Source organism: Mesorhizobium sp. B2-7-1, from assembly GCF_006440735.1.
Taxonomy (GTDB): Bacteria; Pseudomonadota; Alphaproteobacteria; order Rhizobiales; family Rhizobiaceae; genus Mesorhizobium.
The window spans coordinates 12,757-34,713 of record NZ_VFUA01000072.1 but is presented as its reverse complement, the minus strand read 5'-3'; the positions used below and the strand labels follow the sequence as shown (position 1 = coordinate 34,713).

At 64.7% G+C, this 21,957-nt stretch carries 21 protein-coding genes and 1 pseudogene; 18 read left to right on the top strand and 4 right to left on the bottom strand.

The window, feature by feature from the left end; all coding sequences use genetic code 11:
- Positions 1 to 127 precede the first annotated feature (127 nt).
- From ligD to FJ471_RS23355, 6 genes are all read left to right on the top strand, one after another.
- On the top strand, positions 128 to 2,620 hold the full coding sequence (ligD, locus tag FJ471_RS23380) for a DNA ligase D (protein WP_140807100.1): 2,493 nt from the start codon (positions 128 to 130) through the stop codon (positions 2,618 to 2,620).
- 374 nt (positions 2,621 to 2,994) lie between these two features.
- Positions 2,995 to 3,903 carry a Ku protein gene (locus tag FJ471_RS23375; RefSeq protein WP_140807099.1) on the top strand — a complete coding sequence of 303 codons (909 nt, stop codon included), beginning with the start codon at positions 2,995 to 2,997 and terminating at the stop codon, positions 3,901 to 3,903.
- A complete protein-coding gene (locus tag FJ471_RS23370; protein WP_181179680.1) occupies positions 3,900 to 5,018 on the top strand; it encodes a tetratricopeptide repeat protein in 1,119 nt (372 codons plus the stop codon). Before FJ471_RS23375 ends, FJ471_RS23370 begins: the two co-directional genes overlap by 4 nt.
- 210 nt (positions 5,019 to 5,228) lie before the next feature.
- Positions 5,229 to 5,882, top strand: coding sequence for an alpha/beta fold hydrolase (locus FJ471_RS23365; RefSeq protein WP_140807098.1), 654 nt, complete (start codon positions 5,229 to 5,231; stop codon positions 5,880 to 5,882).
- A 173-nt stretch (positions 5,883 to 6,055) separates the two neighbouring features.
- Complete coding sequence (gene xth / locus FJ471_RS23360; protein WP_140807097.1) at positions 6,056 to 6,829, top strand: exodeoxyribonuclease III; 774 nt, start codon at positions 6,056 to 6,058, stop codon at positions 6,827 to 6,829.
- Positions 6,830 to 7,003: 174 nt separating this feature from the next.
- Entirely contained in the window at positions 7,004 to 8,194 is a 1,191-nt protein-coding gene (locus FJ471_RS23355) for a hypothetical protein (RefSeq protein ID WP_140807096.1), read from the top strand.
- A 230-nt stretch (positions 8,195 to 8,424) separates the two neighbouring features.
- On the opposite strand, the gene FJ471_RS23350 is transcribed toward FJ471_RS23355, so the two are convergent.
- Positions 8,425 to 8,535 carry a putative RiPP precursor gene (locus tag FJ471_RS23350; protein WP_140807095.1) on the bottom strand — a complete coding sequence of 37 codons (111 nt, stop codon included), beginning with the start codon at positions 8,533 to 8,535 and terminating at the stop codon, positions 8,425 to 8,427.
- Between the two features lie 279 nt (positions 8,536 to 8,814).
- Between FJ471_RS23350 and FJ471_RS23345 the strand changes: the two genes are divergently transcribed.
- The 5 genes from FJ471_RS23345 (at position 8,815) to FJ471_RS23325 (ending at position 14,676) form a co-directional block, all read left to right on the top strand.
- Positions 8,815 to 10,302 carry a WD40 repeat domain-containing protein gene (locus FJ471_RS23345; RefSeq protein ID WP_140807094.1) on the top strand — a complete coding sequence of 496 codons (1,488 nt, stop codon included), beginning with the start codon at positions 8,815 to 8,817 and terminating at the stop codon, positions 10,300 to 10,302.
- Between the two features lie 236 nt (positions 10,303 to 10,538).
- Positions 10,539 to 10,832 carry an SEL1-like repeat protein gene (locus FJ471_RS23340; protein WP_181179678.1) on the top strand — a complete coding sequence of 98 codons (294 nt, stop codon included), beginning with the start codon at positions 10,539 to 10,541 and terminating at the stop codon, positions 10,830 to 10,832.
- Positions 10,833 to 10,835: 3 nt separating this feature from the next.
- Positions 10,836 to 11,609, top strand: coding sequence for a tetratricopeptide repeat protein (locus FJ471_RS23335; RefSeq protein WP_140807092.1), 774 nt, complete (start codon positions 10,836 to 10,838; stop codon positions 11,607 to 11,609).
- 124 nt (positions 11,610 to 11,733) lie between these two features.
- The gene (locus tag FJ471_RS23330) at positions 11,734 to 13,749 is read left to right on the top strand and encodes an amidase (protein ID WP_140807091.1); all 2,016 of its coding nucleotides are present in this window, start codon (positions 11,734 to 11,736) and stop codon (positions 13,747 to 13,749) included.
- A gap of 141 nt (positions 13,750 to 13,890) precedes the next feature.
- Positions 13,891 to 14,676: a hypothetical protein gene (locus FJ471_RS23325; protein ID WP_140807090.1), complete on the top strand. Its 786-nt coding sequence runs from the start codon at positions 13,891 to 13,893 to the stop codon at positions 14,674 to 14,676.
- A 10-nt stretch (positions 14,677 to 14,686) separates the two neighbouring features.
- On the opposite strand, the gene FJ471_RS23320 is transcribed toward FJ471_RS23325, so the two are convergent.
- Positions 14,687 to 15,946 carry an MFS transporter gene (locus FJ471_RS23320; protein WP_140807089.1) on the bottom strand — a complete coding sequence of 420 codons (1,260 nt, stop codon included), beginning with the start codon at positions 15,944 to 15,946 and terminating at the stop codon, positions 14,687 to 14,689.
- Between the two features lie 97 nt (positions 15,947 to 16,043).
- On the opposite strand from FJ471_RS23320, the gene FJ471_RS23315 reads away from it, so the two are divergent.
- Entirely contained in the window at positions 16,044 to 16,952 is a 909-nt protein-coding gene (locus FJ471_RS23315) for a LysR family transcriptional regulator (protein ID WP_140807088.1), read from the top strand.
- 224 nt (positions 16,953 to 17,176) lie between these two features.
- Here the strand turns inward: FJ471_RS23315 and FJ471_RS23310 are convergent, their stop codons facing one another.
- Positions 17,177 to 17,491, bottom strand: coding sequence for a hypothetical protein (locus FJ471_RS23310; protein ID WP_246684808.1), 315 nt, complete (start codon positions 17,489 to 17,491; stop codon positions 17,177 to 17,179).
- Between the two features lie 137 nt (positions 17,492 to 17,628).
- Here FJ471_RS23310 and FJ471_RS35370 point away from each other — a divergent pair.
- The 6 genes and pseudogenes from FJ471_RS35370 to FJ471_RS34905 form a co-directional block, all read left to right on the top strand.
- Positions 17,629 to 17,841, top strand: a pseudogene (locus tag FJ471_RS35370) (isochorismatase family protein); the annotation flags it as partial.
- On the top strand, positions 17,804 to 18,181 hold the full coding sequence (locus FJ471_RS23305) for an isochorismatase family protein (protein WP_246684807.1): 378 nt from the start codon (positions 17,804 to 17,806) through the stop codon (positions 18,179 to 18,181). The pseudogene FJ471_RS35370 and the gene FJ471_RS23305, both read left to right, overlap by 38 nt.
- Before the next feature lie 182 nt (positions 18,182 to 18,363).
- Positions 18,364 to 18,819, top strand: coding sequence for a GFA family protein (locus tag FJ471_RS23300; RefSeq protein WP_140807087.1), 456 nt, complete (start codon positions 18,364 to 18,366; stop codon positions 18,817 to 18,819).
- A gap of 315 nt (positions 18,820 to 19,134) precedes the next feature.
- Positions 19,135 to 20,352, top strand: coding sequence for an amidohydrolase family protein (locus tag FJ471_RS23295; protein WP_181179676.1), 1,218 nt, complete (start codon positions 19,135 to 19,137; stop codon positions 20,350 to 20,352).
- Between the two features lie 216 nt (positions 20,353 to 20,568).
- Complete coding sequence (locus tag FJ471_RS23290) at positions 20,569 to 21,141, top strand: outer membrane protein (RefSeq protein ID WP_246684806.1); 573 nt, start codon at positions 20,569 to 20,571, stop codon at positions 21,139 to 21,141.
- 260 nt (positions 21,142 to 21,401) lie between these two features.
- Positions 21,402 to 21,557, top strand: coding sequence for a hypothetical protein (locus FJ471_RS34905; protein WP_181179675.1), 156 nt, complete (start codon positions 21,402 to 21,404; stop codon positions 21,555 to 21,557).
- Positions 21,558 to 21,656: 99 nt separating this feature from the next.
- On the opposite strand, the gene FJ471_RS23285 is transcribed toward FJ471_RS34905, so the two are convergent.
- Positions 21,657 to 21,953, bottom strand: a complete 297-nt coding sequence (locus tag FJ471_RS23285; protein ID WP_140807084.1) for an antibiotic biosynthesis monooxygenase — start codon at positions 21,951 to 21,953, stop codon at positions 21,657 to 21,659.
- Between the last annotated feature and the right edge of the window lie 4 nt (positions 21,954 to 21,957).

Here is a 21,957-nt window from a genome sequence, read left to right as displayed (position 1 = left end):
GGAAGGGGAGTGCCGGCGCTGGAACTGCCAATCTCCCCCCTTGAGGGGGAGATGTCCGGCAGGACAGAGAGGGGGGCGAGGGAACGCGGCGTTCGCCGTATTCCATTCCGTTCTTCGGCGCCTAGCCATGCCCGCCAACCTCAAACCCTACCGCGCCAAACGCGAATTCTCCCGCACGCCGGAGCCGACGGGCAGCCTCGCAGGCGGAGAGGGCAACCGCTTCGTCGTCCACAAGCATCACGCCACCGCCGATCATTACGACCTGCGCCTCGAAGTCGGCGGCGTGCTCAAAAGCTGGGCCGTGCCGCGGGGCCCCTCGCTCAACCCGGCCGACAAGCGCCTCGCCGTCGAGACCGAGGACCACCCCATCGAATATATCGACTTCGAGGGCGTCATCCCCGAGGGCGAATATGGCGGTGGGCCCATGATCGTCTGGGACACCGGCACCTGGGCACCGATGGAGGATGTCGAGAAAAGCCTCAGGACCGGCGCCTTCAAGTTCCGGCTGGCCGGTGAGAAGCTCAATGGCGGCTGGATGCTGACCAGGCTGAAGCCCAAGCCCGGCGAGCATGAAAACAAGAAGAACTGGCTTTTGTTCAAGGAGCGCGACCTCGCTTCCGACACCAAGCTCGACATTCTTGAAGCCAGGCCCGAAAGCGTGAAATCGGGCCGTCGCATCGAGGAACTGGTGACGCCGCCGAAGAAACGCGAGCGCCTGCCGCCGAAAGCCGGCTCGCTGAAGCCGGGCGCGTTGCCCGGCGCGGTAAAGGGCGATCCACCCACCCGCATCGAGCCGCAACTGGCCACCCAGGTGACAGAGCCGCCAGGCGGTGAACACCCCTCACGGAAAACGCCAGAGCTCTGGCTGCACGAGATAAAATTCGACGGCTACCGCACCATGGCGCATGTGGTGGATGGCGAGGTTCGGCTGATCACCCGCGGCGGCATCGACTGGACGAAGCGTTATGGCGATCTCCCGCAGGCCTTTTCGCGGCTGCCGGTCGCCCAGGCGATCATCGACGGCGAGATCATGGTGCTCGACGACAAAGGCATTTCGCGCTTCGCGCTGCTGCAGGACGCGCTGGCCGAGGGCGCCGGCTCGAAACTGCATTTCTACGCCTTCGACCTGCTCCATCTCGACGGCTGGGACCTGCGCAAGGCGCCACTGCAAAAGCGCAAGGCCTTGCTGGCCGAACTGCTCGCCGGCCAGGCCGCCAATTCCGCCATCCAGTACAGTGACCATGTCGAGGGTTCGGGCCAAGGGCTCTACGAGCAGGCGACGGAACTCGGGCTCGAAGGCGTCGTCTCCAAGCGCGCCGACGCCATCTACCAGAGCGGCCGCACCAAGAGTTGGACCAAGGTGAAGGCGCTCGAAAAGGATGACTTCGTCATCGCCGGCTACACCGTCTCCGACCGGGCGGAGGGGTTGGCGGCGCTTGGCATGGCCGAGTTCGAGAATGGCGAGCTGCACTATCGCGGCAAGGTCGGCACCGGCTTCGACCGCGACATGGCGACGGAGTTGCTCGCCCGACTGGAGCGGCTGACCGCCGGCGCCACGCCGCCCGAAGGCGTGCCGCGCGAGATCATGCGCGAGATGCATTGGGTGAAGCCGTTGCTGTCGGCGCGCATCCACTACGCCAACCGCACGGCCGACAATTCGCTGCGCCACGGCGTCTTTCGCGGCTTGCGCGATGTCGGCGGGCTCACCACGCCGGTGCCGGTCAAGCGCAAGCGGCTGATCGCCGAGTCCGACCTCGCCACCATCTGGGTCACCAATCCGGAGCGGCGGCTGTTCGGCAAGACCGGGCCGACCAAACTCGACATCGCTGTCTACTACGCGCTGGTCGGCGATTTCATGCTGCCGCATATCATCGGCCGCCCGGTGTCGCTGGTGCGCTGCCCGACTGGCAAGCCGCAGGACTGCTTCTTCCAGCGCCACGCCTTCACCGGCATGCCGCCCTCGGTGGCGGTGTTCGAGAGCACCAATTCGGAAGGCGAAACAAAAACCTATCTCTCGGTCGAGGATGCCAAGGGCTACCTAGCGCTGGCGCAGTTCGGCGTCGTCGAGTTCCACACCTGGGGCACGCATCGCGCCAAGCTCGACAAGCCCGACCAGATCGTCTTCGACCTCGACCCAGGCGAGGGGATTTCGTGGCGCGAGGTGGTCGAGGCCGCCGTCCACATCAAGGGTGGGTTGGAAAGCCTCGGCCTGGTGCCGTTCGCCAAGACGTCGGGCGGCAAGGGCATCCACATCACCGTGCCGGTGACGCGCAAGCAGAACTGGAAGAAGCTGCACCAGGCGTCGAGCGCCATTTCGACATTGCTCGCCGCGACCGCGCCTGACACCTTCACCACCACGATGGGCAAGGAAAACCGCAAGAAGCGCATCTTCATCGATTTCCACCGCAACGCCCGCGGCCACACCTCCGCCGCGCCCTATTCGCTGCGTGCCCGCACCAACTTGCCGGCCTCGACTCCGGTAAGCTGGACCGACCTGGAGGCGATCGACGCGCCCGAGGATTTGAACTACGCCTCGCTGCCCGGCCTGCTGGAGACGTCGGGCGACCCGTGGGCGGAGATCGATGAGGCTGCCAGGGATTTGCCGGCGTTTGAGCGCTAGTTCCTCGCCCCACGAAGTGGGGAGCGGTGGCCGCGTAGCGGCCGGAGAGGGGCAGCGCCAGCGTATGTGGTCAAGCGCCGGAACATTCGGCGCCACGCCATTCCCCCTCTCCGTCTCGGCTTCGCCGAGCCACCTCTCCCCACTTCGTGGGGCGAGGAAAAGGGCGGCGCCATCTCCATCGACGCTTCCCACAATTTGAATTATCCTTCGCGCTAACCCACTCCAAGAACACTTCGCTAGGAATTCGGCTGTAGGGTGAGGGGTCGGTGTAGGATTTCCACGGCGCTGCTCGTCCTCCGGACGAAGCGCTGCAAAGAGCATGACAAGATCATGCTCCAACATAGTGTCAGTGCATGGCCGCGTAGGAGTTCATCATGGCGCCCAGGGCAAGTTGGAAAGGTTACCTCAAGCTCAGCCTCGTTAGCTGTCCGGTCCGGCTCTATCCGGCCACCAGCGCGAGCGAGCGGATCTCGTTCAATCAGCTGCACAAGAAGACCCACAACCGCATCAACATGAAGCCGGTCGATCCAGAGCTCGGCCTGATCGAGCGCTCGGATCTCGTGCGTGGCTACGAATATGAGGACAAGCAGTACATCATAATCGATGACGCCGACCTCGACGCGGTCCGGATCGAATCCAACCACACGATGAACATCGAGGCCTTCGTCGACGAGGGCGAGGTCGATGTCGTCTACCAGGACTCGCCTTATTACCTGGCGCCGGATGGCGCGATGGCGGAAGAAACCTTCGCGGTGCTGCGGGAAGCCATGCGCAAATCCGGCAAGCTGGCGATTGCCCGCCTGGTGCTCTCCAGCCGCGAGCGCGTGGTGACGATCGGTGCGCGCGAGAACGGCATGTTCGTCTGCACCTTGAGGAACCCCAACGAAGTGCGCGGCACCACTGAATATTTCGGCAACATCCCGGATGCCAAGCCCGACGCGGAAATGCTGCAGCTGGCCGAGGCCCTGATCAAGCAGAAGGAAACCCACTTCGATCCGAAGAACTACGAGGATCGCTACGAGGTGGCGCTAATGGCGATGATCCGCGAGAAGCTGAAAGGCCACAAGCCGATCATCGCCGCAGCACCCGAGCGCGGCAATGTCATCAACCTGATGGACGCGCTGAAGGCGAGCCTGTCGCAGCAGGCGAAGCCCCCGGCCAAGTCGAAGAGCAAGGCCGAGGAAGCGCCGGCCAAGCCCGCCAAGAAGGCGGCCGCGGGCGGCGCGGCTGAAAATCCGCTGAAGGCGAACCTGTTGAAGGCCGTCGGCAAGAGCAAGAAGTGAAGGGAAGTGCAGGGCCAGTGATCGTTCCCGGCGCCGTCTTCGGCGTCGTCGGCGCGCTGGCCGCCTTTCCGTTGCGCCTTGCCGCGCGCGAGGTCGAGCGCCGCCATGCAGAGTTGAGGCGCGGCGTCACCCGCCGCACCAGCCACGTCGTCTTCGGCCGCGCGCTTCTCGCCAAGGCGGCGAAATCCGGCGACGCCGAGATCGAGCGCCGCGCGAAGGCCGAGCGCGAAGCTGGGCGCCAGCTTATCAGCGAGAACGGCTTCCTGCGCCTCCTTGGCCTGATGAAGGCGCCCGACGCCTCGTCGCTCTCCAGGCAATCGCTGATTGATCGGTCGCGACTGGCTGGCGCCGATCTCGACATGCTGTCGCTGTTCGACGCCTTCGAGCATGACGGCGAACCCTATTCCTTCCGCGACCTGATCCTGGCCCGCAAATATGCCGGGCTGATCACCAGCGGCGCGTCGTGGGGCGCGATCGCACGCTCGGTGCACCGGTCCGGCCCGGTCGCCTCGCTCACCGCCAAGTCGCTCAACCTTGGCTCGCAACATGGCCGCCCGGACGCGATCTATCTCGACGACGGCAGGAGCGAGCTCGACGGCCAATTGCTGTTCGACCTCGGCTCACCGGAAGACGACACGCTGGAGGAACTGTTCGCCGAGGCGGAAATGGCGGAAGAGGAGGGGCGCCACGACGATGCGGCAGCACTCTACCAGCGCTGCCTTGCGATCGATCCCAAGGATGCGATCGCCGCCTTCAACCGCGCCAACTGCCTGCGCGGCGCCGGCCGCGCTGCCGAGGCGGCGCATGACTATGCGCGGGCGATAAAACTCGATCCCGGCTTTGTCGAAGCCTGGTTCAACCTCGCCGGGCTGATGAGCGATGAGGGCAAGGTTGCCTCGGCAAGACGGCATCTGCAGAAGGCGATCGCGCTCGACAAGAGCTACGCCGACCCGGTCTTCAACCTCGCGCGGCTGGAATTCGATGCGGGAAATCTGACGGAGGCCAGGCGGCTGTGGGGGCGGTATCTGGAATTGGATACGGACTCCGAATGGGCGAGGTTGGCGCAGAAGGGCATACAGTTCGTGGATTTGCACATGGCGAGGACGGCGGGGTGAGCGCCTTTTCCTTCTCCCTTTGTGGGAGAAGGTGGATCGGCGCGCAGCGCCGAGACGGATGAGGGGTGTTGGAGGGAATGAGACGCTGGTGATGTTGACGTGTACCGGTACATTGATGGGCGTGTACGCCAAGTTGGAGCATCCCTCATCCGTCGGAGCTTCGCTCAGCCACCTTCTCCCGCAAGGAGAGAAGGGGAGGTTGGAGCACCCATGACCCACTTCCTCTTCGACGGCTTCGACACAGCTGCCGTCACCATCCTGCTCGCGCATGGCGCCGGTGCTTCGATGGACTCGCCCTCGATGACCGCCACCGCCAAGGCGCTCGCAGCGGCTGGCTTCCAGGTCGCGCGCTTCGAGTTCCACTACATGGCGGCGCGCCGCTACGGCCACCGCAAGCCGCCGCCGCGCGCCGAGACGGTGAACCCGGAATATGTGAAGGCGATTGCCGATCTCCGCGCCAAGGGCGTGACCGGCAAGCTGATCATCGGTGGTAAGTCGATGGGCGGCCGCGTCGCCTCGATGGTCGCCGACGAGATGTACGCCAAGGGCGAGATCGCCGGCCTGGTCTGCCTCGGCTATCCATTCCATCCGCCCGCCAAACCGGAGCAATTGCGCACGAAGCATCTCATCGACCTGAAAACGCCGACGCTGATCTTCCAGGGCACGCGCGACGAGTTCGGCACCAAGGAGGAAGTCGCGACCTACGGCCTTTCCGACGCCATCGAGGTGGTTTGGCTGGAAGACGGCGACCATGATCTGAAGCCGCGCAAGGCGATCTCGGGTTTTTCGACGGCGGATCATCTGAAGACGGTGGCTGAGACTATAAAAGCCAAGCTGGCGCAGCCATCGGCTTCGTCATTCTAGGGCGGAGCAAGGAGCGAAGCGACGCGCGCAGACCCTAGAATCCATTCCGTGACGCCAAGGCGTTGCAACGGTTCGGAATTCTGCCCCGCCGCGTTCCACGGTGGTCGTCGCGGAATGGATCCTCGGGTCAAGCCCGAGGATGAGGAAGCGAGGGGCGGTTTCGGCATCCAAACATGAAACTCGCCACCTTCAACATCAACAACATCAACAGCCGGCTGGAAAACCTGCTCGCCTGGCTCGCCAAAGCAAAGCCCGACGTCGTCTGCCTGCAGGAACTCAAGTCCCGGGACACCCAGTTTCCGCTGACCCGCCTCGCTAACGCCGGCTATGGCGCGGTGTGGAAGGGCGAGCCGACCTGGAACGGCGTCGCCATCCTGGCAAGGGGCGCCGAACCGGTGCTGACGCGCGAGGCGCTGCCGGGCGACGACGCCGATCGCCAGGCGCGCTACATCGAGGCGGCGGTTGACGGCGTCGTCATCGCCTGCCTCTACGCGCCGAACGGCAACCCGCGGCCGGGGCCGAAATTCGACTACAAGCTCGCCTGGCACGAACGCTTCGCAGCACACGCCGGTGATCTCCTCGACACCGGCCTGCCGGTGGTGCTAGCCGGCGACTTCAACATCGTGCCCGAACCACGCGACATCTATGAGACCCGCTCCTATGACGACAACGCGCTGGTGCAGCCCGAAAGCCGCGCCGCCTTTGCCGCGCTGATCGAGCAGGGCTGGACGGATGCACTGCGCAAGGTTTTTCCCAGGCAAGAAAGACTCTATACCTTCTGGGATTATCGCCGGAACCGCTGGCCGCGCGATGCGGGCTTGCGGCTCGACCACATATTGCTGTCGAAGAAGCTGGCGCGGAAGCTGAAGGGCGCGGGTATCGACCGCGAGGTGCGGGGAGGGGAAAACCCCAGCGATCATGCGCCGGTCTGGGTGGAGTTGGGATGAGATCCTTCCCTTCTCCCGCAAGGAGAGAAGGGAAGGCCGGCGCTGTCCCGCCAGCATCGCAATTCATCACAATGACTTGCGGCATCGATGTCCGACGCTAATCTGCTGAAAATTTGGAGGGGGTTTTCATGCTCGTGGTCTTGAACACTGATCTGCAGCCATCGCCTGCGCACCATGGCTGACGCCGCCCTCGTCGCCCTCATCTCGGCCCTCGTTTTTGCCGGCGCGATTGCCCTCATCGCGATCGCGCTGCGCTGGCGCCGCAAGCGCCGCAGGGCGCGCGGCAACCCCAATCCGACCGGCGACTATGCGCATCGCGTCCATTGGGCGCCGACATCCGGCAAGCTCAACTTCTCGTCTTTCGTCTACATGGATGTCGACGGCGACGGCAGCTATGGCCAAGCCGACCGGCCGATGGCGGGCATCGTGGTGCGGCTCTATGACGAGCGCGGCACTTTCCTTGCCTCGGCGCGTAGCAACGGTGCCGGTTTCGCCAATTTCTCGATGTCGTCGAAGCGCCGCAGCGCGATGATCCAGCGACCCGGAATCTACCGGTTCTCGGTCTCGGTGCCGCCCGGCTGGCGCGCCAGCAGTGCCAACCAGGACCAGGCAGTGCGCCTGCGGGACGCGCCTGGCTCCATGGTAGGCCTCGTCGGCGAAGGTTTGCCGAAACCGGTCGGCCTCGCGCCGGGGCGGACGGCGAGCGGCAGCACGCCGGTGGGGATGGAAGCGACGCTGTCGGTCATGGGCAAGGGCAAATTGCTCGAAAGCCACCCGCTGCCTGCGGACGCAGTCTTTCGCTTCCCGCTGGGCGTCGATGCCGATGAAATCGTCATTGCCGGTTCCGGGCTCGACCGACGGCTCAGGTTATCGGGTTATCCGATCGACCTTGGCCTGTTGGCGCCCGGCGCGCTCGCGCCCGACGCGCCGTTCAAGGCCATCGGCTTCGACGACATAACACCGCGCGGCCTGCGCAAGGTGCCGTCGGGCCACGCCGGGCTCGACTGGCACAATCTCAACGCCATGTCGCGCGATCACACCCCAAACAGCGAAGGCTATGTCAACGGCAACGTGTCGGGCGCCTACATCGCCTATACCAGCAGCGGCCATCCGGCCGAGTTGGGCCGCGCCACGCCCTTCGGCTTCCATTCGGCGATGCTGGCCGCGGCCTGGCTGGCTTCGGAAGGCGAGGTGGCACTGGTGGAAAGCTGGCTGGGGGAAGAGTTGATCGCCAGCGACGAAATCGCGCTGTCGGCGCTGGCGCCGGTCCACTATGCGCCGATGCTTAGGGCGGTGACGCGCATACGCATCTCCACCAGGCATCATTGGCAGGCCGTTTTGGACGATCTCGTGCTTGCGCTCTGACGTCACGGGAACCGTGCCGGCGGACCGAGGCTTTTGTGGTTGCCTTGGAGGGACATCATAGCCGGCGCGAAGCGGCAGCTATCGACCGCGAGGTACGGGAGACGACCCTCCGTGATCATGCGCAAATGCGGGTGGCGCATATACGCAAATCTTACAGGACGCCCAATAGGCGGAAATTGAAACGTAATCCCTGCGGCAGGGATTATCGAAAGACAGGTTAGGTGACTCGATCAGGGCGGGGGCAGAGTGGAGCCGTTACCGTTGACGAGCGACGGACCCGCTACCACCGCCGAAAGCTTGCCCTTGCGCATCAGAATCGGCTTCTCGTAAGTCTTCTTCATGCGAATTGCGCTCCTCGAAGATCCCAGCGGATAATCTCATATAAGCAGTTTCTGTCAAGCAAGCGGCCGTTCTGTTCCTGGGGACAGCGTTCTACTGGTGTAACCGCCGCTCAATAGTACGATGGTCGTGGCTGCCGGAGCCGAGTGCGAAAGATATCGCTCGGCGACCCTTGTGTGATGTCTTGCACTTAGCCTTGGCCGCAAGCTCGGCTAGGATGCAGGGGTTGTTATCGCCGCGGGTCGGGACGGCGGGGCTGTTGCGAGGCGCGGGGGAGACCGATGAGGAGATCGACCGACAGGCTGCTGGCGCTGGCGATGCTGATCGTCGGCATTGCCTGTTTCGCCAAGCTCTATCCGGTGCTGGGCGGCAGGCCACTCGCGACGGCGCGCCTGGAAATCTTCGGCGTGGCTGGGGTGCTGTCGGTCCTTGCCGGGCTGCTTTTCCTTGCCGGCCTGCTGCCGGCGGCGGCAGGGCACGATCCGGCCGCCCCTTTGTTCGGTCGCGACGCCGAGATCGCTCCGGCCGGCCATCCGCGGTTTCGCCGCGCAGCACTTGCTTTGCCGCTTTTGGCGCTGCTCGTCATCGTCGCCGACCAATTCGGCCCGTGGCGGACGGAAGAGCCGGCAAGGGAAGTCGCCATCACACCGGTCGAGCCGGAGGCGAGCGCAAAGCCGACTTTGCCGGAGGCGAGCACGAAGCCGGCCGCGCCCGCACCCGCGCAGGAAATGGCTGCGAAACCCGTGCCGCCCGCTGAGCCGGTCGCGGCTCCCGTCCAGCCGACCGAGCAGACGGCGCTCGCGCCCGCAACGCCGCCGCAGACGGTGGCGCCGCCTCCACCGGCTCCTCCCGCCCAGCCGACTGCGCCGGAAGGCCACCGCGATGCCGTCGTCTGGTTGGCGGTGTCGCCCGACGGCCACGAGATCATGAGCGCCAGCACCGACCGCATGATCAAGCTCTGGGACATCGACGGCAAACGGCTGATCCGCGATCTGGGTGAGCACAACGATATGGCGCGCAGCGCGCTTTTCATGCCCGACGGCAAGACCGCGCTCACCGCCGGCGACGACGGCGAGATCGTGCTGCGGCAGCTATCCGACGCCACGGTGCTGCACGTCTTCTCGTCTGGAGCGAATGGCGGCGTCAGGCAATTGAAGATCAGCCAGGACGGCAAGCTCGCCGTCAGCGGTCACGACACCGGTTCGGTGGTCGTCTGGGACCTGAAGAAGGGGACGGTAGCGCATGTGCTGCCGGGCCACGACTGGTCGGTCAGCTCCGTCGCCATCTCGCCCGACGGCACCAGGGCGCTCACCGGCAGCATCGACGGTGAGCTGAAGCTCTGGGATATCGTTTCGGGCAAGCAGCTGCGCAGCTGGCACGGCCACGACCACGGCGCTTATGGCGCGGTCTTCCTGGCCGACGGCCACCACGCCGTGACCGGCAGCGGCGACTACACGATAAAACTCTGGGACCTCGACAGCTTCAAGGAAGTGAGACGTTTCGAGGGCCACTCCGGCACGGTCTATGCGCTTGCATTGTCTTCCGACGGCAAGCGGCTCGGCTCCGTCTCGCTCGACGGCACGGCGCGGATCTGGAACATGGACACCGGCGCCGAGATCGCCGAATTCGACCCTGGCACCGGGCCGATATACTCGGTCGCCTTCGCCGCCGACGGCACGCTTTTGACTGGCGGCATCGACCGCACCATCCGGGACTGGCCGGCGGCGGGAGGGGATGGAAGGGTGCTGTTTGCGGGTGCGCCGGAATAAGCCTTTATCAGTTCCAAGGTTGTCGGATTCTTGGGTGGCCTCCTTGAGTTGGTCCTCCGGAGCGAAGCCTTTCCGCAAATATTCCCGAATGGGGAGACTTGCGCTATTGATTACTTGTGTCTGCAAATGGGTTGGGGACCTTGAGCAATTTCGAATGGCCGCCTAGGTCGCAAACCGCAGTCTATAGTCCGCGTCGGCCGCGCCCCGGGCCGGCGCTATGCCTCGCCTTAGTTGTGTTGGCTGGTTTCGTTCTGTTCGGTCCGGCCTTAAACTATTACCAGCAATGGTCCGCGATAAAAAAGGCGCGGGCGGCGAACCTGGCCAAGGACTATGCGGAAGAGTATCGCCAGCTTTCTCTACTGGCGGATACAGATAATCCCGACGGGCAATATAAACTGGGGGTTCTGTATTGGCAGGGCCTAGGCGTGGCGCAAGACCGGCAGCACGCTCTCGATTGGTGGCGCAAGGCCGCCGACGGAGGAAACGCCCAAGCGGCCTACGCCATTGGTCGCGCCTACTACGTCGGCTAAGGCGTGGAGAGGGACTACAAGGTTGCGGCGCCTTTTGCAAGAAAAGCCGCCGACAAGGAAGACCCGAGCGGGCAGAGTCTGCTCGGTACGCTCTATGCGCGCGGCCACGGTGTCGATCAGGATTTCAACAAGGCTTTCGAATGGTGGATGAAGGCCGCTGCGCGTGGCCAGGTCGATGCGCAAGCCGCCATCGGCAATGCCTACGCGCTGGGCAGCGGGGTCGGCAAGGATGATACGCAGGCGGTTGTCTGGTACCGCAGGGCAGCCGAGCAAGGTTACATCCCGGCGCAGTCGGCGCTGGGCGATGCCTACTCGAAGGGCAAGGGTGTCGGCAGGAGCGATACAGAAGCCGCGTCCTGGTGGCTGAAGGCGGCTAACCAGGGCGACGCGTTCGCGCAGGCAAGTCTCGGGATTGCCTACTGGCAAGGCGCAGGCCTGGCTCGAAGCGAGGTCAATGCGATGCAGTGGTGGCTGAAGGCCGCCAGGCAAGGGAATGTAGCGGCCCAGCTATGGGTGGCCTACTGCTACGCCAATGGCAGGGGTGTGGCCCGAGATAGCAAAGCCGCCGAAAAAATGTGGTTGGAGGTGGCAAAGACAGGCAACGCCGACGCCGAGTTCAGCCTGGGCCAACTCTATTATCTCGGGGCGCTGGGAAAGCCGGACTACCCTGCGGCAGCCAAGTGGTTCCTGAAGGCGGCGGAGCACGGCAACGCGCAGGCCAAGACCTATATCGAACTCATGAAGCAGAACGGGCAGTTCGACAGCAAGACGCTGTGACTGGCATCGCTGGCGAGTGGCGAAAGCGATCGCTACATCGATCCTCCCCTCTTGCGGGGGAGATGCCCGGTAGGGCAGAGGGGGGTGACGGAACGCAACCTCTACAAGGAATTCGCCCGCCATTATGCCAACCCTCTACCTCGTCGAAGCCTCGATCGCCGATCTCCGCCGCGCGCTTGAACATGGCACTGTCACCAGCGTCGAGCTCACCGGCGCGTATCTCAACCGCATCGCGCACTACGACCGTCACGGCATTGCGCTCAACGCCGTGCCCATCCTCAACCCGAAGATGTTCGAGGAGGCGGAAGCGTCCGACCGGCGCCGGCGCGAGGGCAAGACGCTCGGGCGGCTCGACGGTATCCCTTACACCGCCAAGGACAGTTACAAGGCCAAGGGTCTGACGGTCGCCGCCGGCTCGCCGGCCTTCGAGCATCTTGCGGCGAACGAGGACGCTTTCACCATCGCCCGCCTGCGCGCCGCGGGCGCGGTGCTGATCGGCCTTACCAACATGCCGCCGATGGCCAATGGCGGCATGCAGCGCGGCGTCTATGGCCGCGCCGAGAGTCCGTACAACAAGGATTTCCTCACCGCCGCCTTCGCCTCCGGTTCGTCCAACGGTTCCGGCACGGCGACCGCCGCATCCTTCGCCGCCTTCGGGCTTGGCGAAGAAACCTGGTCGTCCGGCCGCGCGCCGGCTTCCAACAATGCCTTGGTCGCCTACACGCCCTCGCGCGGCGTGATCTCGGTGCGCGGCAACTGGCCTCTCGTGCCGACCATGGATGTGGTCGTGCCGCATACGCGGACCATTCCCGACATGCTGGAACTGCTCGACGTCATCGTCGCCGACGATGACGAGACGCGCGGCGATTTCTGGCGCGTGCAGCCCTGGGTGGCGATCCCGAAGGCCTCGGCGCTGCGGCCGGCGAGCTATGCCGCGCTTGCCGTGCAAGGCGCGCTCAAGGGCAGGCGGCTCGGCGTGCCGAAAATGTATATCGACAAGGATGAAGGTGCGGAGCGCCCGATCGAGACCCGCGCTTCGGTGCTTGACCTCTGGCGGCAGGCGGCGCGCGACCTCGGGGCGCTCGGCGCCGAGGTGGTCGAGGTCGATTTTCCCGTCGTGTCCAACTACGAGCGCGACCGTCCTGGCGCTCGCTCCATGGTCGATCGCGGGCTGGTGCCGGTCGAGTTTGCCGAGCGCGAGATCTGGGACCTGTCCATCTGGTCTTGGGACGACTTCCTGCGCGCAAATGCCGATCCGGCCATCCCCGATCTTGCTTCGGTCGACGGCGCAAAGATCTTCCCGCAGCCGCCGGGCACGTTGCGCGACCGCTATGGCGAGGCCGATTTCGATCTGGCGCAGTATGTCGAGCGGGCAAGGCGGGGCGTGGCGCCGCTTGCGGACATTCCAACCATCGAAGCGGGACTGAAAGGCCTGGAGGCGACGCGCCGCGCCGACTTCGAGGACTGGCTCGACGCCAATCGCCTCGACGCCGTGGTGCTGCCGGCGGTCGCCGACGTCGGTCCGGCCGATGCCGACGTCAACGAGGCTTCCGCCCGGCTCGCCTGGCGCAACGGCACCTGGGTCGCCAACGGCAATCTCGTCTGGCGCCATCTCGGCATCCCGACGGTGACCGTGCCAACGGGCGCCATGGCCGATATAGGCATGCCCGTCGGCCTGACCTTCGCCGGCAAGGCCTATGACGACGTGGCGTTGCTGACGATCGCCGGCGATTACGAGCACGCCACAAGGCGCCGCACCGCTCCGCCGCGCACACCGCCGCTGGCCGACGATGTGTTCGAGCGCAAGGACCCGCGCAAGGACCCGCCGGCCGGCGATGCTCCGCTCACGCTTGCGCTCACCGCTGAGACGACGCGATCCGGCGGCACCGACGAGATCGCGATCGTGCTGGAAGTCGGCGCGGACGAGCCGGCCAAAGTGAAAGTCCACGTCAACGGAGAGCCTGTCGTCATGCAGGCGGATGGCAATCGTCAGATCGGTCGGGTGGTCGTGCCGGCATCGACGCATCAGGGCTTCCACAGCGTCTGGCGCGGCGCCTATGGCTCGATCGTCACGGCCATTGCGCGCCTGCCCGACGGGCACTGTAAGGGAACCTTCACGATCACTGGCGGGATCGGGTGACAGGCCACCACCGATCTGGCAGAGTGACGATGCGAGGCCGGGCTGGTCTGTACCTTTTACTGCTCGGGAGGGGATACTTTGCACGCTTGCGGATCAGTCCGTTCGGGGGCCGGGCTTCGGTCGAAGCCGATCCGCGCCGCCTTGGCATTGATAGGACTTGCGCTGGCGCTTGACGGTTGCGCCAATCCCAAGGTTATCGACAGCGCGGTGCCCCAGGCTGCCGCTCCGAAAGCCGCCGCACCGAAGCCTGCTAACGTGGCGGTCGCCTCGCCGGCTGCTCCACGGGCGGCGGAGCCGGTTGTCGCGTCCGAGCCCTCCTGCACCGACCAGTGGAAATCCCACGGTCATACCACCCAGCCGGAGGCGCAGGCCTTCGCGAAAAACTGCCTTGCGGGGCAGGGCGCGGTGGCAAAAATGGTCGACCACAAGACCGTGACGCGCAAGCTGGCCTATCTGGTCGATGCCGAAAAGCCGCTGAGCGCTCTCGAGCCTTCCGACATAGGGGTTTTCTGCCCGGGCTATCTGCGGCAGGACCGCAGCAGCCGCGCCGTGTTCTGGCGTACGCTGCTTGCCGACCTGGTCAGCGCGGAATCCGTCAACAGCAGCTCCGCCGCCTATTGGGAAGAGGACCAGGATCAGTATTCGATCGGCCTGCTGCAACTGTCGCTTTCGGACGAGCAGAGATACCATTGCGGCTTCAAGTCGGAGGTCGACATCACCGATCCCGACCGCAACCTCGCCTGCGGCGTCAAGATCGTGACGATGCTGGTCGGCGCCGACGGCGCGCTGGGCGGCGGCGAGGGCACCGAGATGAAGGGCATCGGCGCCTATTGGCAGAATTTGCGACGGCCTTCGGAAGTGCGCGGCAAGCTGATCGCCGCCACCCGCGCGATCCCGCAATGCGTGGCCGATCCAAGGAACGCCTGAGCGGCGGCAGCTATTCCGAGCTACCCACCAGGTCGACCACCAGCGCCGCCACCCCAAACACTGCGCCGGTGGCGCACACCGCGTTCCAGCCGCCCCAGGCCCAGGCGATGCCAGCCAGCAGCGAGCCGATCGCTCCGCCGATGAAGAAGATGCCGACGAACAGCCCGTTGATGCGGCCGCGCGCCTTCGGCTGCAGCAGGTTCACGGCGCGGCGGCCGAGCGTCTGATCGCCGGTGACGCCGATGTCGAGCAGCACGGCGCTGACGCCCATGAGGATGAGCGGCAGCCATGCGCCGCCGGCCTTGGCCGCGCCGGCCCCCACGCCGGCCCACGCGGCGACGCCGAGCGCCGCGATTAGCAGGATATGGCAGAGGATCGTTGCCGGGCGCGTAAAACCGCGGTCGCCGGCGCGGCCGAAAATCGGCGTCACCGCCGCACCTCCGGCGCCGACCAGCGCGAACAGCGCAATGCCTTTCTGGCCGAGGTCGAAAGGCGATGCCGAGAGGCGCAAAGCCACCGCCGTCCAGAACACGCTGAAGGCCGCCATCACCAGGCTCGCGGTGAAGGCGCGGCGACGCAGCATCGGCTCCTGACCCAGAAGCCCGATCAGCGAGGCGATGAGCGCGGCGTAGCTCGCATGCGCCGGCGGCCGCCGCCTTGGCAGCGTCAGGCCGAGCAGGACGGCAAGCAGCGCAAGTGCCGCGGCGCTGATGCCGTAAAAGGCGCGCCAGCCGAAGGCGTCGGCGACGATGCTGGCAATCGGACGGGATAGGAGGATGCCGATCATCAGCCCGCTCATCACGTCGCCGATGACGCGCCCTTCCTGTCCCGGCGGCGCCATAGAGGCGGCCACCGGCACCAGCACCTGGATGCAGGAACAGGCGGCGCCGAGCACGAAAAGCACGGCAAGCAGCGAGGCGGCGGACGGCGCGAATGAAGCCACCGCGGCGGCGAGCGCGGCCGCGCACAGCATGCGCAGCACCAGCGCGCGATTCTCGACTAGGTCGGACAGCGGCACCAGGAAGAACAGCCCGGCCGCATAGCCGAGCAGCGTGGCCATCGAGACCAGGCCGCTTTCCGATGCCGCGGCACCCAGCGATGGGCCGATCAATCCGACCAACGTCTGGGGCGCGAACAAGTTTGTGACGATGATGCCGACCGAGGCGGCGAACAGCAATGTCTGCGAGCGGGTGATGGCGCCGCCGGCAGCATGCGACGGCTGTTCCACGAAGTCGGCCGCCGCGACCCGGGCGTTGTCTGTTCCGTTCATGGCTAGCCTCGCTGTCCGCATATTCGAACGGGACTTTATTCGGACCAGCTATAATGCTACAATTGAAATGATATAATAATGATTATGCGAGTTACGCATGAATATCCATGACCTCGAAGCCTTCGTCGCCGTCGTCGAGACCGGCTCCATCGTCGGCGCTTCGGCCAGGCTCAACCTCACCCAGCCTGGCGTGACGCGCCGGGTGCAGAACCTCGAGCAGCAGTTGGCGACGCCTTTGCTCGACCGCCAGTCGAAGCCGCTGAAACCAACCGCATCGGGCCGCGAGGCCTATGAGCATGGTCGCCGCGTGCTGCGCTCGCTGGAGGATCTGAAGGCGGGCGTCTCGCCGGCCGGCGAGGTGAGGGGAGAGTTCCGCCTCGGCATCATGCCTTATCTGTCGACCAGCGCGCTGTCCGAGCCGCTCGACAGTCTTCGCGCGGCCTTCCCGCAACTGACGCTGAAGATCACCTCCAGCCTGTCGCCGCGCCTGGTGGAGCAGGTGCTGCACAGCGAGATCGACGCCGTCGCGGTCTGCCTCGCCGAGGGTGTCGCGCCGCCGCCCGAGCTTGTCGGCGACGATCTCGGCGTGCAGGCGGTGCTGCTTGTGGCTTCGCCAAGCCTCGGCGTGCCGAAGCAGGCGGAGCTCAACGATCTCGCGCGCTATTCCTGGGTGCTCAACGAAACCGGCTGCGGCTTCCGCGCCTTCATCCGCCATCGCTTCGAAGTGGCGCGGTTGCCCTTCCATGTCGGCGTCGAGGCGCAGGGTGCGGACTTGCGCATGTCCCTGGTGGCGCGCGGTCACGGCATCGGCGTCGTCACGCCCGGCGCGTTGTCAGGCAGCCAATGGCGCGACGCGGTCGAGGTGGTCGACTGCCCCGGTTTCAAGCCGCAGGTGCGCTGCTGGCTGCTGCACCGCCCGCCGGCCGGCAGGTTGGCGCGCCCGATCGCGGTCTTCCGCGATGCGCTGGCCGAGGCGCTGAAGGGCCCGATGCCGCTGATGTCCTAAAAGCCAGGCGCCTTATCTTCCCCCCGATCGTGGAAAAAGCGATTTCAACATCTTGGCAAAGCTAAGTGTTAGAGACTGCCAGAGGGAGTGGACTGCGCCGTCCTTCGAGTTCGCTATTTCCGGGTCTTGCGATTGGGGCAGGGAAGCTAGCCACGAATCCCAAAATTTCTGCTGCATGGAAACGAACACGGGCATCACATCATAGCCATCGTCAAATATATTGACTAAGTCGCTCTCTTGGGACGCTCCCCCGTTTTCACCTTGCAGACCACCAATCCACGGCTCATCTCCGTCACGGTGCCTTCAGGGAAAACATTGGCGCTCGCGCCATAACAAAAGGGCAGTATTCCGTCCACTTCTAGCTGCTTGCGGATTTGGCACAGGGCTTCGAAATAGTCGTCTTCTTCAGCAGCGATGACTTTGTTGCGATAGCTGCAGGTGAGCCTGCACCGGGTTCCCACATTATGCGGCGTGAACACCGCCTGCTCGTCACCTCCCGTGTCTCCTCCGATCAGGAACACGGTGTATTGTTCATCCATTGTCATCCCCCGATCTCTTGGCCATCTTAGTTGTGATGATTTATAAGTACAACTGAAAATTGTAGTTGCGCAAGTTGCTACTTGCTGGTTCCTGGCCTTGTCCTTGACCAGCCTCTCACCCACGCTATCTTCGCGCCATGCCAAAGACAGCCCCTTCCAGCGCCGCACCGCTGATCGTCATCGATCTGCAGACCAATATGTTCGACGGCCGTTTCGAGCCGCCGATCCATGACGCCGACACGATCGCCGAGCGTGCCCGCCGGCTGATCGGTTGGGCACGCCGTTCTGGCCGCAAGGTGGCCTTCATCCGCCATGACGGGCCGGAAGGCGATCCGCTGGCGCCGGGCGCCTCCGGCTGGCCGGTATGGCCGCAACTCGGCCAGACGGCCGACGAGCCGACATTCGGCAAAAGCGTCGGCAAACGCCTTCTCCAACCCCGACCTGGCCGAATGGGTGGCGGGGCAGGGCGCGAAGGGCGTCGTGCTTCTTGGCGCCCAGACCGATTTCTGCGTCGCCGCCACGGTGAAGGGAGCCTTTGCCGAAGGGCTCGGCGTCACCGTGGTCTCCGACGCGCATTCGACGCTGGACAGCGACAAGGAAAGGGCGCCCGACATCATCGCCCGCCACAACGAGGCATTCGAGGGGCAGGGCGTCCGGATGGCAACGACGGCGGAGTTGGTCGAAGGCTGAGCGCGCCTTCTCCTTCTCCCCTTGTGGGAGAAGGTGGATCGGCGCGAAGCGCCGAGACGGATGAGGGGTGTTCCAGGGGAGTGCGACGCTGGTTTTCCCTGGAACACCCCTCATCCGTCGCCTTCGGCGACACCTTCTCCCACAAGGGGAGAAGGGACAAATCCCAACCCAAGGAGCCCATCTTGCCCACTCTCGCTCTCCCCGCTGAAGGAGGCTGCCGCTGCGGCCGCGTGCGCCTGAAGATTTCGGCGAAGCCGCTGCTCACCATGGCTTGTCACTGCACCGGCTGTCAGTCGATGTCGTCCAGTGCCTATTCGCTGAGCGCGGCGATCCCCTCGGAAGGCTTCGAGGTGACAAAGGGCGAGCCGGTTGTGGGCGGCCTGCATGGCGCGTCGAAACATTATTTCTGCGGCTACTGCATGACCTGGATGTTCACGCGGCCGGAGGGGATCGACTGGTTCGTCAACCTGCGCCCGACCATGCTCGACGAGCATGCCTGGTTCGCGCCCTTCATCGAGACCTGGACCAGCGAGAAATTGCCCTGGGCAGCGACATCGGCGGTGCACAGCTACGAAGCGCTGCCGTCCTTCGAGGAATATGAGCCGCTGGTCGCCGAATACGCCGGCACGCAAGGCTGATCAAAAGCAGGGCCGGTCAAAAAACGGCGACCTGGGCAAGGTCGCCATTGCCATTTCCGTTCATGGTCGACGCGGCCGTTGGGGGCGCATTGTTGGGGATGTGCTTGGGCGTCCGCGTCGACCACGGCGGCCTCATACCGCAGACTTCACCATGGCACATTTGCCGCCCGCTGAAACTTCCGCGAAAACGGTATATGGCGGCGGTTGCACCTGCCTTCCTCCGCACGGAGGAGAAAGCAAGGGTGGAAACAGTTTCTATCCCTTGCCGCATTGACCTCGTCCGCCCGACCGGCGACGACTGACGCTTTCCTTTCAATGGATTGCACCGTGGACCAGACTCATTATCTCAACGCCAGGCTCGCCGACGGCATGGTCGCTGACCTCACCGTAGCCGACGGCCGCTTCAGCGCCATCGTGCCTGCAGCCAATACGGTCACGCCGCCCTCCGGCGCCATCGACCTCGCCGGCCAGCTCGTGCTGCCGGCCTTCGTCGAGGGCCATATCCATCTCGATACCTCCTTCTATGGCGACGCCTGGCGTCCGCACATTCCCTGCACCAACGGTTTTGACGTGCGCGAGCGGGTCGCCTTCCAGATGAGGAACCTCGAGCAGGCAGCGCCGATGGCGGAGCGCGCGAGAAACCAGCTCGAGCTCTGCGTCGGCAATGGCAGCCTTTCCATGCGCAGCCATGTCATGGTCGACGCCGCGGTCGGCTTGAAGCATGTCGAGACGATCCTTGGGGTACGGGAGAAATACCGCGACCTGATCGACATCCAGCTCGTTGCCTTCCCGCAGAGCGGCATCCTGTCCTCGCCAGGCACCGCGGAGGTGCTCGACGAGGCGTTGAAGCTCGGCTGCGACCTGATCGGCGGGCTCGACCCGGCAAGCTTCGATCGCGATGTGAAGGGCCATCTCGATGTCGTCTTCGGCCTTGCCGAAAAGCACGGCGCCGGCGTCGACATCCACCTGCATGACCGCGACACGCTCGGCCTGTTCGAGATCGAGGAAATAGCGGCCCGGACCAAGGCGTTGAGCATGCAGGGAAACGTCGTCATCAGCCACGCCTACGGGCTGGGCGACATTTCCGCCGACACGCTGGCCGGCGCGGCCGAGCGGATAGCCGCCGCCGGCGTCGCCATCATGACCAACGCGCCCGGCGATCATCCTTTTCCGCCGGTGGCTGCGCTGCGCAAGGCCGGCGTCACCGTCTTCGCCGGCTCCGACAACATCCGCGATTCCTGGTGGCCCTATGGCGATGGCGACATGCTCAATCGCGCCAACATGATCGGCTACCGCTCCGGCTTCTACGAGGACTGGGAACTGGAAGCGGCTTACGACGTGGTGAGCCATGCCGGCGCCAAGGCGCTGGGGCTCGAAGGCTACGGCATCGCCGTCGGCGCCAGGGCGGATTTCGTCACGCTGAAGGCCGACCATGTGCCGGAAGCGGTGGTGGCGGTGCCGAAGGAGCGCACCGTCTATCGGGCGGGCAGGGAAGTGGCGCGGAGTGGCAGGATGAGCGCAAGGTCTGATTGAATTAGCAGGCTCTCATTTGTTGCCGAGCTACAACTAACGCCATCCAAAGGTCTTTGCAGAAGTCTTTTTGATTACGCGGCATGATCCGCATTGTGGTATCGATATACGGTCGATCGATGCGGGATATTCATGAAGCTGGCGCTGCTTTGTTCGGTTGTTTTTTTGGCAGCCTCTTCTCCGGTTCTGGCGGCGGATATTGTTCAGCCGGTCGCCGCGATGCCTTTTTCATGGACCGGCTTCTATGCTGGCGGCCAGGTCGGCGGCGGCTGGAACGACAGCCACTGGTCGGGCGATTTCGTTCCCTTCAACACCAATGGGTCGGGCGGAATTTTCGGCGGCCAGATCGGCTACAACTATCAGATCGGCCAATATGTCATCGGCATTGAAGGCGACCTCGCGGGCTCGACCGTGAAGGGTGACGACCAATGTTCGAATGTCCTAGGCACGGTCTGCGAGACCAAGCAGGATTACCTGGGTTCCGTGCGTGGCCGCCTCGGCTATGCGGTCGATCGCTTCCTGATCTATGGCGACGCCGGTGTCGCCTTCACCAAGTATAAGATCGCTGAGGTCGATTTGGCTGGGCAATCCTTCGGCGGCGGCTCGCGCGTCGGCTGGACCGCGGGCCTCGGCGTCGAATATGCCCTCACCGACCATTGGACCGCCGGCGTCGAATGGAACTATTACGACTTCGGCACCAAGGCCGGTGAAAGCGACAGGATAGCGGGCTTCTTCGTCGACAATCACGACACGCAAAATGTCGTCGTCGGCAAGATCAACTACAAGTTCTAGGATAATTCCAGGAAAGTGCGTAGGGGCTTTCCTTAGCGCATTTGCGTAAGAAGGGTCTGCGCAGACCCAGGCGATGGTTCGGGTCGTGACTGCATGTGCCCGGCATGCCGTAATTTAGTTTGCATGCATATGTTTCAAGCCATCCCCGCTTCGTGAAGCATTTCACCGTTCGCGCGCAATCCACCGGTTACAGACGCATCGCAAAAGCGGCGCCGGGAAGAGGCGGCACCGGTTTGCGCCGCTGATTTATGGGGGTTTACATGTTCAAAAGTCTCAACCGAATCCGCGCCGCCTTCGCGCAGGCCAGCAAGCGCCGCCGCACGACGCGCGAGCTCAACGAGCTGCCGACCGAGATCCAGAAGGACATCGGCTGGCCCGACAGGGCCGAGCCGGACGAAATCCGGTTGCCGTTCTAAGACACAGCGCCGCCCCGGCGCGGCCGGCGTGTCGCCGTGCCCCGCCGATGGTGGTGCCGGGCATGCAAGGCGGGCCGGCTACCGCCGACGGGTAGTTCCTCAGCCTATTTCCGCGACGACTGTGCCGGACACCGGATCGGTCACGCCGAGGTCGCCGCCGAGGTCTTCGAGCATATCGCGGAACGTGTCGAGAATGCCGATCATCATCGGGCGCGCCGCGGCGAGGCTGTCCATATTGTTCCATTCGCCGACCATGCAGAATGTGCGCTCGCCGGTCTTGATAAGGGCGCCCTTGCGAAAGCCCTTGGCGTCCAGCGAGATCTTCGCATGCGCATCGATGAAGGCCTTTTCCTTGCCGGGCTTGGTGCGAAAACGGACGACGTTGTAGGCGGTCATGGCT